At 56.9% G+C, this 12,250-nt stretch carries 8 protein-coding genes, 2 pseudogenes and 1 riboswitch; of the genes and pseudogenes, 7 read left to right on the top strand and 3 right to left on the bottom strand.

Annotation, left to right across the window (positions count from 1 at the left end):
• The first annotated feature begins 219 nt into the window (after nt 1-219).
• The 3 genes from SO139_RS31660 (at nt 220) to SO139_RS31650 (ending at nt 3,610) form a co-directional block, all read left to right on the top strand.
• A complete protein-coding gene (locus SO139_RS31660) occupies nt 220-861 on the top strand; it encodes a hypothetical protein (RefSeq protein ID WP_498541164.1) in 642 nt (213 codons plus the stop codon).
• Nucleotides 862-1,267: 406 nt separating this feature from the next.
• Nucleotides 1,268-2,161 (top strand): beta-keto acid cleavage family enzyme, encoded by an 894-nt coding sequence (locus SO139_RS31655; RefSeq protein ID WP_498541163.1) that lies wholly within the window; start codon nt 1,268-1,270, stop codon nt 2,159-2,161.
• A gap of 66 nt (nt 2,162-2,227) precedes the next feature.
• The gene (locus SO139_RS31650) at nt 2,228-3,610 is read left to right on the top strand and encodes an MFS transporter (RefSeq protein WP_449379877.1); all 1,383 of its coding nucleotides are present in this window, start codon (nt 2,228-2,230) and stop codon (nt 3,608-3,610) included.
• A gap of 652 nt (nt 3,611-4,262) precedes the next feature.
• Here the strand turns inward: SO139_RS31650 and SO139_RS31645 are convergent.
• Nucleotides 4,263-4,811: an avidin/streptavidin family protein gene (locus SO139_RS31645; RefSeq protein WP_449379876.1), complete on the bottom strand. Its 549-nt coding sequence runs from the start codon at nt 4,809-4,811 to the stop codon at nt 4,263-4,265.
• A gap of 343 nt (nt 4,812-5,154) precedes the next feature.
• Here SO139_RS31645 and SO139_RS31640 point away from each other — a divergent pair, with 343 nt between their 5' ends.
• Nucleotides 5,155-5,451 (top strand): hypothetical protein, encoded by a 297-nt coding sequence (locus SO139_RS31640; RefSeq protein ID WP_498541162.1) that lies wholly within the window; start codon nt 5,155-5,157, stop codon nt 5,449-5,451.
• 121 nt (nt 5,452-5,572) lie between these two features.
• Nucleotides 5,573-5,716, top strand: a pseudogene (locus SO139_RS31635) (transposase); the annotation flags it as partial.
• Between the two features lie 22 nt (nt 5,717-5,738).
• On the opposite strand, the gene metE reads toward SO139_RS31635, so the two are convergent.
• Entirely contained in the window at nt 5,739-8,063 is a 2,325-nt protein-coding gene (metE, locus tag SO139_RS31630; RefSeq protein ID WP_498541173.1) for a 5-methyltetrahydropteroyltriglutamate--homocysteine S-methyltransferase, read from the bottom strand.
• Nucleotides 8,064-8,169: 106 nt separating this feature from the next.
• Nucleotides 8,170-8,394, bottom strand: a riboswitch (cobalamin riboswitch).
• 599 nt (nt 8,395-8,993) lie between these two features.
• Between metE and SO139_RS31625 the strand changes: the two genes are divergently transcribed.
• Complete coding sequence (locus SO139_RS31625; RefSeq protein ID WP_498541161.1) at nt 8,994-9,917, top strand: TauD/TfdA dioxygenase family protein; 924 nt, start codon at nt 8,994-8,996, stop codon at nt 9,915-9,917.
• A 278-nt stretch (nt 9,918-10,195) separates the two neighbouring features.
• Nucleotides 10,196-10,411: pseudogene (locus SO139_RS31620) on the top strand (transposase); the annotation flags it as partial.
• On the opposite strand, the gene SO139_RS31615 reads toward SO139_RS31620, so the two are convergent.
• The gene (locus SO139_RS31615) at nt 10,371-11,798 is read right to left on the bottom strand and encodes an aspartate ammonia-lyase (protein WP_498541160.1); all 1,428 of its coding nucleotides are present in this window, start codon (nt 11,796-11,798) and stop codon (nt 10,371-10,373) included. The pseudogene SO139_RS31620 and the gene SO139_RS31615 overlap by 41 nt on opposite strands.
• Between the last annotated feature and the right edge of the window lie 452 nt (nt 11,799-12,250).

Genomic DNA, 12,250 nt, shown 5'->3' with positions numbered 1-12,250 from the left:
GCTCGGCCCTTGCTCCACTGCTTACCGTGCAGATCTTCCTGATTGGTCCGCAGTAGTGCGTGCACGCGAGATGCTTCGGCGTATCAACACTAACTATCGAGAGCGCGTACCCTATCCGTTGCCAGCACAAGTCAGATTCGGATCGGCAATCGCTGTTGCGGCTTGGAAGGCAATCATAAGCTAAGCATATGCGATACCTCAGCCGTGAGGGAGAATACCATGACCGACGCTAATGCGGTCAAATCGCAACTCTCGTCCGACCGGCCGATCGCAGGTCGTCGGTTATTCTTCCTCGAGGTGAGCACCAACCGTATTCAAGCGATGAATCCAGATGGTTCCGATCGAAAAGTTATTGTTACGGATTGTCAGCTTCCTGACGGAATCGCCATCGATGTCGGCGCGGGTCACATCTATTGGACCAATATGGGCTCCGGTGTTGCCGTGAACGATGGTTCGATCGAGCGCGCCGATATCGATGGAAGTGCTCGCAAAGTCGTCGTTCCGCGCGGCGCCACATTCACGCCGAAGCAGATTCAACTCGATCAAAAAGGTGGCAAGCTGTACTGGTCTGACCGTGAAGGTATGCGGGTTATGCGATGTAATCTCGATGGCTCTGCAATAGAGACGCTCATCGAGGCGGGCCGCGGTGACGTGGACCGGCGCGCTCCGACCAGATGGTGCATTGGCGTCACCATCGACACCGCGCGTCGCCAGATTTACTGGACGCAAAAGGGTCCGGACAATGGCGGCCTGGGCCGAATCTTCCGCGCCAACATCGACATACCGGAGGGTGAGAGCCCAGCAAACCGCTCCGATATCGAGCTATTGTTCGATGGCTTGCCGGGAACCAATTCACCTTGAATTCGATCTTGCACACCGCGTCCTCTACTGGACGGACCGCGGCGACCCTCCGCGAGGCAACACAGCCAATCGCGCAAGCGTCGACACGAAGACGGAGCCGGAAATTCTGATCACTCATCTGATGGAGGGAATCGGCATCGCACTCGACGTTCCCGGCAACCAGATGTTCATCACCGACCTCGCCGGCTCGATCTATTCCGCCGATCATGATGGAGGGAATAAACGCAATGTCCTTTGATCCCAGGGCAATTTCACGGGCATCGCGTATGCCGAAATCGAACCCAATACGGAAACGGATTGACCAGAACAATGCCGATTTCGACCAAACGCCGTGGTTGCCGCTCACCTATCGACGCGAGCTGGACGGCACCCACCTATGACTTAAGCCCTCGAAAGGAGACGCAGTATGAAATTTGAGAGCAAGGTCATCGTCACGATCGCCCCGACGGGAGGTGTGGTGAAAAAATCGCAAAACCCACACCTGCCGACGCAGCCTAACGAAATCGCCGAGGATGTGTACCGGTGCTACGATGCGGGTGCATCTATCGTGGCGCTGCATGCGCGCAGGCCGGACGATGGCGCGACCTGTAATCCGGAAATATACCAGGACATCAATTCCCGGATCCTCGCAAAGTGCGGCATCATCATCAACAACAGCACGGGCGGGGGCATCGATGGAGACATGGTGCGATCCATAGAGCCCGGTCTCGATGAGATTATATTCGAACAGCGTCTGAAGGGCCTCGAGGCCGGTGCTGACATGGCGACATTTGACGCCCACACCGTTCTAGCCTGCTTTGGCGACCGCGAGATTGTCGTTAACACCTCGCCCAGCCGCTGCGACATCATGGCAAAACGATTCCAAAAGAAGGGCATCAAACCTGAGTGGGAATGTTTCTCACTTTCCCATCTTCTCCAAGATCCGATACGCTTGATCAATAAGGGCTTCGACAAACCTCCCTATTGGATCAACTTCGTTCTTGGTGCCGATCGCGGAATTCAGGGCGGATTGCCGTACACGCCGCAGATCCTCAATATGCTCATCGGGAATCTTCCCAAAGGAGCTATGTTTTGCGTTAGCGGCGTCGGTCGAGCACAGGTGCACGCAACAACTCACGCGGTGCTCGCAGGCGGCCACGTTCGTGTCGGCCTGGAGGACAACCTTTATCTCGAACAAGGCATACTTGCCACGAACGTGCGGCTGGTCGAGAAGACGGTTAGGATTATCCGAGAACTTGGGTACGAGCCCGCCACCGCAGTGGAAGCTCGGGCAATGCTTGGGCTCGCGCCACGCAAATAGCGCGGATAGCCGATCCGATGCTCTCGATTGCGGCAGTGATTCCCAAAGTTTTGGGCTGATTTCGCCGTGCAGCTCAAGCACCTAAGCAAGAATCGGCGTCTGGTCAGTGACCAATTGCAGGAGCAGAACGAATTGTTGGACGCCGCTGCCCCCCAGTGTCATGACGAGGCAAGGTCTGGTTTGGTCGCGAGCGCTGTCAGCAAGAACACGCGGCGGCTCGTGCCACTTTTGGGCCTGGGTTATTTCGTCAACGACCTCGACCGGACCAGCGTCGGCATCGCTGCGCTGCAGATGAACGAAGCCATCGGCTTAAGTGCCGCCCAGTTCGGCTGGGGTGCCGGGATGCTCTTCTTTAGTTACTGCCTGCTGGAAGTTCCCAGCAACATGATGATGTACCGCTTCGGTGCGCGCCGTTGGCTCGCCCGCATCATGATAACCTGGGGTCTTGCAGCCGCGGCGACGGCATTCGCCGTCGGACCATACAGCTTCTACGGGATCCGTTTCCTACTAGGAGTGTTCGAATCAGGCTTTTTCCCCGGTGTCATCTGGTACATTTCCATCTGGTTTCCAGAGCGATCGCGGACAGGCGTCCTCGCCTGGTTCATGGCAGCAACACCGCTGTCTTCGTTGATCGGCAATCCACTATCGGCTTCGCTATTGGGAATGGATGGAGTGTGGGGATTGGCCGGCTGGCAGTGGATGTTCCTGATCGAAGGTCTTCCGGCCTGTCTGCTCGGAGTCCTATGTCTCGTTCTGCTAGCCGACACGCCTGACAGGGCCTCGTGGCTGACGCCCCGAGAGCGGGACGCGCTGCTGGATGAACTCGCAAGGGAGAAGTACAGCAAGGTCAAAAAGGATCTGTTGGCGGCGATGAAGGACGTCCGCGTGCTGATGTTGACGGGCATTACCTTCGCTTTCACGATCGGCACTTATGGGATCGGTATGTGGCTCCCTCTGATCCTAAAGAGCCGCAACTTGAGCAATATGCAGGTCGGTTGGCTCTCGGCAGTGCCCTATTTATTTGTGACAATAGGCATGTTGCTCTGGGCGCGCCTTGTCGATCGTAAGGGGCAAAAAATCTATAATCTGATCGCCGCATTGATGCTCGGCGCCACCGGACTCGTCTTTTCGGTCGTACTCACCTCGCTCGTGCCGGCGCTCATATGCATGACGCTCGCTCTGATCGGAACGATCTCGGCACGAACAATCCTCTACACGATCCCGCAGAGTTTCCTTACTGGCGCCGCTGCCGCCGGAGGCATCGCATTCATCAATTCCATTGGTGCTTTTGGAGCCTTCGTTGGCCCATACATGGTCGGCTTCCTTAAGGATAGGACGGGATCCTTTGACATTGGCTTGGTCGCAATGGCAATCGTGCTAATTGTTGCAACGGGCATCGCCGGCAGCCTTAGACTGGTGGTCCTGTACCATACTGACGTTGCTCGCTGACCGAGCGCCTATAGAGGACTTTCCCGTTAAAGTGTACCGAAATGCGGTGTCTGCGGTGAAGGACCCGCTGAATGAGATCGCACGCGAATCCTGGATCGCCTACGTTGATGGGAGTGGTAAACTGATCGAGGACATATCGGTGGCAAAGAATGGCGTGCCGGCAACGAACCGCTAGGCACATGAATTCATTCTATTTGGTGGAACGCTCTTGCTATGACCGTCTGGGCTTGACCGGCTTTTGGACCGAGCGTCCTCTGACGCAACTCGATCCTGGCGACTCGCGAATTTGAAGGCGATCTCGATGCCCGCTCCCGATGCAAGCGAACGTATTGCAATCTGGAAACTTTAGATTGGGACGGAAATTCAGATGCGGCCAGCTCCTGCGTCTTGCTAATTGGTGGCGGTTTGAGCTGCAACCAATGATCCATTTCTCGCAGACTAGTTCGCACATTGGATCTACGATACGCTCAGTCGGCGCGTATCTCCAATGAATAAAGCCGAGCCTGAACAGTTCAGGCATTCAGGCTCGGCAAGACTTCGATCTCGAGATCCATACCAAATGCGTGGTTGAGCCAGAGCGAACGTCGGCGCAGAGGAGGGCGGGAAAGATCAGGGTTTTGGCATTCCTTCCTTCGCCACGTGGCAGATCAGGTCATTTGCGATTCTTTGTATTCGAGAGCTTCTCGCCTGAACCGCTCTTGGCCGTCTCTCCGACGGCGGACAGCAATTTCGATTTGTCGCCGCTTGCGAAGGTGAAAGTGTCCGCGCCTGCGCTGATGCCATTCCAGATCACCGGTTCGGCGAGTGAAAGTAGCCAGAGCCCCTGAAATCCCGATGCAGTGTTCAGCTGGCCCGTCCATACGGTTGTCGACCCGCAGCCCGCAAAATTCACCGAAAAGCTGATCGCCGTGCCACTATTAGACCGCGCAAGCCAGCCCGTCATCGCCTGAGGGGCACCTTCATCGCAGCTATTGCTCGCATTGTTGGTGTAAGTGCCGGAAATCGCACCTGTGTTGGCATTATAATTGTCAACCGCCAGAGTCGAGCCGTATTGGTTGGTCCAGGTCCAGATCGGCTGCGCCGATGCAGGCGCCGCCAGGAACAGGCCTAGGCAGGCCGCGGCCATCCAGTTCGTCAATTTCCACTTTGCTTGAGACATTTCCGACTCCATATCGCTCCAGTAGCGGAGCGGCTCAATCATAAAACTTTACGTTGGCAATTTAAACGGGTAGTAGATTGTGATAGCGCTAACAGGTTGAGTTGTGATCAACGTCTGGAATTTTAGTTCTGTGAGGCAGAATGATGGGGTTCTTCAGTTGCGAGCGGCTGACACGTAACCGGCCGGCTTTGGTTGAGCTGTCCGCAGCTCTGGGCCATCATGTACGGCAACGAGGCGGGTCGGCTCACTCTCAGTCGCCCACTAACAATCCCTAGCGCAGGCCCTTTGGGGCGGGCGTTGTGGCCACAGCGGGAGTGGGAGCTCGTCCAAGCGCGGCTCGATGGGCTTTGATGGGTGAGGTGGAACTGAAAGTCGAGGCGCTTCGATGTACATGGTCATTCGCAAGTACCTCAAAGTTCGTTCGGTTGCGGATGCTGCTCGCCGCGCCAAAAGCGGTATCGGTCAGATCCTAAGGGAAGCGCATGGTTTCAGATCTTACTACGTGTTGGATGCAGGCGAAGGTATCTGTGTCGCTGTTATGATCTTCGAGGATCGCGAAAGCGCCATTGCGGCCAATCACAAGGTGTTGGAGTTTGTTCAAGCGAGCCTGCATGACCTTGAGCTTGGAGACCCCGAAATCGTGGCCGGCGACGTTTTAGCGAATATACAATCTGATCTATAATTGTTCGTGCGCGCGGAGTGGCAACTAATTTCCGTTGAGCGCCGTCTAGCAAGAAAAGGCCCGTCTTCGTCGATGTCCATGGAAGTAGTCAGGCTTACCCGTCGAGACAGTAAAAGCTGGGCGAGGGCAACGTGATCATCCGCTGCAAGCAACCCGGACGATGGTGAACGAGCCGCGTTCGGCGCTTGAGCGCGAGTGTGTCGCGCTCTATTCGTCGATTGGACGGCCGCCAATCCCGCCGGAGAAGCTGCTGCAGGAGCTGTTGCAGGCGCAAGGTCACGCTGTCGTCAGCCCGCCTCGCGTAGTTCGCGGGCCGCTGCAACCATGTTGATGAGCGCCGGACGGACTTCCTCCCATTGACGAGTCTTCAGACCGCAATCCGGATTGATCCAGAGCTGTGAGTCCGACAGCCGTTGGCGGGCCAGCGCGATGAGATCCTTCATCTCAGTGGCTTCGGGCACGCGCGGCGAGTGGATGTCATAGACGCCGGGGCCGATGTCGTTCGGGTATTTGAAGGCGGTGAATGCATCGAGCAGTTCCATCTTAGAACGGGAGGTTTCGATCGAGATGACATCAGCGTCCATCGCGGCGATTCCATCAATGATGGCATTGAACTCCGAATAGCACATATGGGTATGGATCTGCGTTGCGTCGGCAACACCAGAGGAGCAGATGCGGAAGCTCTCCACGGCCCAGTCGAGATAGGCCTTCCAGTCGGATCGACGGAGCGGCAAACCTTCGCGTAGCGCTGCCTCATCGATTTGGATCATGGTCGCGCCCGCCTTTTCGAGGTCGGCGACCTCGTCCCGGATCGCGAGCGCGATCTGACGGCAGGCCTCGCTGCGCGGAATGTCGTCACGGACGAACGACCAATTCAGGATCGTCACCGGCCCCGTAAGCATGGCCTTCATAGGCTTCCTGGTCAGCGATTGCGCGTAGCTCCACCATTCGACGGTCATCGCCTTCGACCGGGAGACATCGCCGAATAAGATCGGAGGGCGAACGTAACGGGAGCCATAAGATTGCACCCAGCCGTGCTTAGTAAATAGGAACCCGGAGAGCTGCTCAGCGAAATACTGGACCATATCGTTGCGCTCGAACTCGCCGTGTACGAGCACGTCGAGTCCGATGTCTTCCTGCCATCGGACGGCGCGAGCCGTTTCATCCTTCAGGAACTGTTCATATTGCGCGTCTGTTAACTTTCCCTTGGCACGCGCGGCGCGAGCAGTGCGGACTTCTGCCGTCTGCGGGAACGACCCGATCGTGGTCGTTGGGAAAAGCGGCAGGCCGAAACGCTTGCGCTGAACCTCGGCGCGGCTCTCAAAAGCGCTATTGCGGCGGCGCATAACCGCATCAATCGCCGCCGTACGCTGGGCAACGGCCGTGTCATGGATCTTTGGCGAAGCTCGGCGGGCCGTCGCCGCAAAGTCCGATTCGGCAAACGCGGCGGCAACGACCTTTCCGTCGACCGCGAGCGCTTTTGCCAAGGTCGCGAGCTCGCCGATCTTCTGAACCGAGAAGGCAAGCCAGCTCTTTACGTCAGAATCGAGATCGGTCTCCAGCTCAAGGTCGATTGGGACATGAAGGAGTGAGCAGGACGGCGCCAGCTGCACGCGATCCTTGCCGAACGTTGCAATGACGGGCCTGAACCGCTCCACGAGTGCCGACAGGTCGGAGCGCCACACGTTGCGGCCATCGATGATGCCGAGTGAAATCACGAGGTCCGCGCGGGCGCCGGGTTCAATCTGGCTCAATTGTTGAGGAGCGCGCACCAGATCGACGTGCAATCCGGCGACTGGCAGCCCCAGAGCTGTCGCCAGATTGTCGCCAATTGCACCGAAATAAGTGGCAAGCATGATCTTGATGCCGGGCACCTCCTTGGCGAAACGCCGATAGACACGCTGCAGCGCGCTTCGTGTGGTCTCGTCCAGATCGAGCACCAAGCAGGGCTCGTCAAGCTGGACCCACTCGGCTCCACGTTTCGCCAGTTCTTGGAGGACCTCGACATAGACCGGAACGAGGCTATCGAGCAGCGAAATCGGATCAAACGCCAAGTCGGCGCTCTTGCCGAGCTTAAGGAAGGTGACTGGTCCGATCAGGACAGGCCGTGTTTGATAGCCAAGGGCTTTCGCCTCCTCATATTCCTCGATCGGCTTACGGGAGGAAAGCCTGAAGGTCTGACCTTTATGGAATTCGGGCACCATGTAGTGGTAATTGGTATCGAACCACTTGGTCATTTCCTGCGCAGCGGCGCCATGGCCATGATGGGCTTGACCGTCGTGCTCCTGGTCTTGCGAGCCCCGTGCCATGGCGAAATAGGTTGTCAGCGAGACCGGACCGTCCTCCCAGCCGTACGCTTTAGGAATCGCGCCAACCATGACGCTCGTGTCGAGAACCTGGTCATAGAGTGAGAAATCATTCGATGGGATGACGGTGACGCCAAGCGAATTCTGCCGTGCCCAGTTAGCGACACGAAGGCCGGCCGCAGCTTCAAGAAGCTGCCGGTCGTTGATCTTGCCCTCCCAGTAGCCTTCGAGCGCCAGTTTGAGTTCGCGGCGTGGCCCGATACGTGGCATGCCGAGGGTTGCGACAGGAAGTGAGGGAAGAGACATAGCTTTAACCCCATTGTGGTTGGAGCAAAGGCTATGGCGGAGACGCAGGCAGGAGGGCCGCGAAAGCGCCCTACTGCTTGGCGTACCACCGGACACCCCGCCCGTGGTCGATTATGTTGTCGGGGCAGGTCTCCTGGCTCGCGAGTCATCGCCTGCATCCGGCCTTCCCGAAGCGCCTGCTTCAGTGACACGTATGGATGCGGGCTCGCCGCTTACAGTTGCGGGGGCAGCGCCGGCATTGATTCAATCCTGAACGGATCGAGGACGCACCGGCTTCCCTCTTAGCTCCAGATCAAGAGAGATCTGGAGAACCTCGACAACTTCGATTATCTGCACCAGAGGGGTAACGTCAACCTCTGCGGATTACCTTTGCTGCGGCTTCTGGCCGGGCAGGTCTGTCTTAACGAAGAAAGCATCGAGCCCTTCGCATCTGTCCGGAGCAATCGTCGCGCAAAGCTTCACGCGGCAGGATCTGCTCGACGAGCTCGCGCCTAACACGTGCGAGTGCGTCGTAAAGTGCGTCTTATACCTTCATGGCGTCGACCTCCGCCGCCGTCAAGATCGCCATCGATCGAACAGTACGAAGGAAGCAAAATAGATCTCGGCCAACGAGACCTTGAGGAGCGTCGTTGTCGATTCCAACGCGGACGGTTTTCTTGTTCGTCGGCGCCGAACTGCAACATCTGCATCAACGTCCCAGCGAAGTGCAAGGCATTTTGGATCGGTCAACTACCAATACTAGGAATTGATCGAACTGACAGACCCGGTCAATTTTACGAGGTCGCCTCAAGAGCACAAGAAGAGCTCGTCGCTGTTGTCACGCATTGTGGCGGATTTCCGCTATGCGGTCCGCAATTTAGCGTTCGTCGACTCCTGCCGCAGTTGAATAGCTTGGTCTGGCGAACAACCTGCAAATTGGAGAGTGTCACCATGGATGCAGCCGTATCGTCGGATAGCATCATTCCTCGTGCCGACATCGTCAAACGCGCAGCGCGCATCGGCGCAGAGATCCGAAACGTCAAGCTGTCGGGAGACTTGCCGGACCAGACGATCGCCGCGATCAATGAGCTGCTGCTGGAGCACAAGGTTATTTTCTTCCGCGACCAGGGTCATCTCGACGATGCTGAGCAGGAGCGCTTTACACTTCGTTTTGGAAGTCTGGCACCTCATCCAACGCTCGGTGCCATAAAGGGAACGACGTCGATCATCGAGCTTGACTCTGCCCGCGCCGGTAGCCGGGCCGACTTGTGGCACACCGATGGAACCTTCGTCGATGCCTACCCCAAAATTGCGGTGCTACGAGGCGTTGTAATACCACCCTTCGGTGGCGACACAGCCTGGTCAAACACCGTTGCGGCCTACCTCGACCTAGCACCGCCGTTGCAGCGGCTTGCAGACAAGCTTTGGGCCGTTCACAGCAACTCCTTTGACTACGCTATACTGGACCGTGTCAGCGAGCTCGACAAAAAGCACTTGGACGAAGTCTTTACTAGAACGATCTATCAGACTGACCATCCTGTGGTGCGCGTGCACCCCGAGACCGGCGAACGCACACTGGTGCTCGGCGCTCTGGTGCAAAATTTCGTTGGTATCCCAAAATACGACGGCCAGAAGCTGTTTGATGTCTTTCAGTCTCATATCACGGCTCTCGAAAATACCGTCCGCTGGAGCTGGAGGGAAGGCGATATAGCGATCTGGGACAATCGGGCTACACAGCATTACGCGGTGAACGATTACGGCGATCAGCATCGCCTCGTTCGTCGCGCCACCGTCGCCGGTGAAGTACCCGTCAGCATCGATGGTCAGAGCAGCGTAACACGCATCAAGGCAGCCAAGGAACCGAAGGTCGCCTAGCGCCTTCACAAGATTGGCCGCGATCCGGTCGATGCACACCCTACCTTTGTTCGCCAATTTGCTGCATGCAGCATTCGGCTTGCTTCGTTATCGCATTTCCACGATGTCTTCGAGCGGCCCGCGCTTTCAAATCAAAAGCAGGGCCGGTTCTTGTGAGGCCATATCGGCTTTGTCGCAAGATGCCGTCGTCCCCATCAGCAATGGCGGCTTGCCGCTTTGAAAGTGCCTCCCGACAGCCGCGTCTAACCTTGAGAAGCGTGGGCGAGCGCGGTCGTTATACCCGTATCCCGCCGAAAATCAATCGCAGCAACCCGATCTGCTTCAGCCCTTATCTCTACCGAGCTCGCAACCAGGTCGAGTTGTTCTTCAACAGGATCAAACAATATCGGCGGGTAGCGACGCGCTACGACAGACTTGCCGCCAACTACCTTGCCTTCGTTCGACTCGCGTCGATCAGGCTATGGCTGCGCCTTCATGAGTCCTCTTCGTCTTAGTCGCTTCAATCGCAGCGCAGTACATGAGCGACTCCACGTCTTCGCGCCTCACTAGTCCACGTTCGATGGCGATCTCAAGAAAAGGTCGATGTTCATTGAGCGCCGCTCTTACAGCCGCGGCGACACTGGCGTACCCGAACTCAGGTACCAGTGCTGTCGCTAGCGCACTCGACGCCAGCAAATTCTGCCGGGACCGCTCTTCATTTACCGTAAGCGAGCACACACACCGCTCGAGGAAGATCGTCGCCGAACGTTGAAGGAGGATGATGGACTCGATCAGGCGATCGCAAACCAGCATGTCGTAGCAATTGATCTCCAGCAGGCCGTGCTGGCAGGCCATCGCGATGGCAGCATCGTTCCCCACGATCGCAAATGCTGCTTGGCACACCGCTATAGGAATAACTGGGTTTACCTTGCCGGGCATAACCGAAGATCCAGCCTGGATCGCGGGCAAGGCAATTTCTCCGATAGCGCCGCCGGGACCCGACGAGAGCACAATGAGGTCATTTGCAATCTTCCAGAGGGAATTCGCTGAATTTCGAAGTTCGGCCGATAACCGCGCACACGCGTCTAAATTCTGCATCGCATCGAATGTATCGGTAGCTGGCTTGATTTCGTTACCAATCAAGGTCGACAAGTGTCGGAACACCGCCTGTTTGTAGCCAGGTTTAGAGTTAAGTCCGGTGCCAACTGCGGTACCACCGAGTGGAAGGACCAGGAGTTGGCGCCGCAACTCCTCCACTTGCTTCGCATGACGCTGTAGGACCGCCCCATATGCCCCGAATGTCTGACCGAACAACATCGGAACAGCATCCTGCAAACATGTGCGGCCAAGGCGCAAGGTTTCGGAATACTCCTTCTTCTTTTCCGAGAAGGCAGCGGCCAATTGCATCAAGGCAAGCGAAGTACCTTGCGACACACGAAAGATCGCGAGCCTTATGGCCGTCGGAAGCACGTCGTTGGTGGATTGACTGAGATTGACGTGATCGTTTGGATGGATGAAGGAGTAGTCGCCAGCTGGTTTTCCGCTCAGCCGCGTGGCCACGTTTGCGACCACTTCATTAACATTCATGTTGGAGGATGTACCACCGGAGCCTTCGAGCACATCGACAATCAAGTGAGCATCGTGCTTTCCCAAGAGGATCTCCTGGCACGCTTTGATGATGGCTTCGGCTCGCTCCGCTGAAAGCGCGCCGATCTCTTGATTGGCTCGCGCCGCAGCTTCCTTAATCATCGCCATTGCTGTGACGAACTCAGGCAGCGTCGCGATGGTACGGCCCGTTAGCGGAAAATTTTCCACAGCCCGAAGGGTATTGATGCCGTAGAGTGCGTCCGCGGGCAGCTCTCTCTCACCGAGAAGGTCTTCTTCGATGCGTATCTGCCCCATGACGACAACGCTTTCGTTTTCTTCGAGTGGCTATCGATATCAATAATGTTCATCGCCCAAGCAATTTGCGCCACGGCAGCGATCGGACAAAGGTCAATTCGTAGAGCGGCTCCGGTGAGCACCGCATTGATGATGCTTCATCGAAACCGGCCATTGTGCTCGTCCAGACAAAATGCAAGCCTTGCCGAAACATTGCCGTCTTCCCTTGCCTGACGACAGGGGACCAGCAACATCGAACAACTCCGGACAAATGGCGCATGCCGTCTGACAGCCTGCGGATCCTATCGCGACAGGTGTCCGCCTTAGCGTAGCGAGTATAGCGGACTCCGCAATTTTGCGATGGTTCTTCATAGATTGATCTACGAGCGTCCACGCTCTCTTCGCGGTTAGAAGAATATCGACGTGGAGACCAACAGATTCAACGCATGTCCCGTTCGGGGGGTGTATGTGAT

The organism is Bradyrhizobium sp. UFLA05-89, from assembly GCF_059803475.1.
The sequence above is the reverse complement of the archived record's forward strand: the minus strand, read 5'-3'. Positions and strand labels throughout refer to the sequence as shown.

What these genes read in the sequence shown, in the direction of transcription:
- SO139_RS31640 (WP_498541162.1), top strand. Translation starts at nt 5,155, where the DNA reads ATGTACATGGTCATTCGCAAGTACCTCAAAGTTCGTTCGGTTGCGGAT.
- SO139_RS31660 (WP_498541164.1), top strand. Translation starts at nt 220, where the DNA reads ATGACCGACGCTAATGCGGTCAAATCGCAACTCTCGTCCGACCGGCCG.
- SO139_RS31645 (WP_449379876.1), bottom strand. Translation starts at nt 4,811, where the DNA reads ATGATTGAGCCGCTCCGCTACTGGAGCGATATGGAGTCGGAAATGTCT.
- SO139_RS31655 (WP_498541163.1), top strand. Translation starts at nt 1,268, where the DNA reads ATGAAATTTGAGAGCAAGGTCATCGTCACGATCGCCCCGACGGGAGGT.
- metE (WP_498541173.1), bottom strand. Translation starts at nt 8,063, where the DNA reads ATGTCTCTTCCCTCACTTCCTGTCGCAACCCTCGGCATGCCACGTATC.
- SO139_RS31615 (WP_498541160.1), bottom strand. Translation starts at nt 11,798, where the DNA reads ATGGGGCAGATACGCATCGAAGAAGACCTTCTCGGTGAGAGAGAGCTG.
- SO139_RS31625 (WP_498541161.1), top strand. Translation starts at nt 8,994, where the DNA reads ATGGATGCAGCCGTATCGTCGGATAGCATCATTCCTCGTGCCGACATC.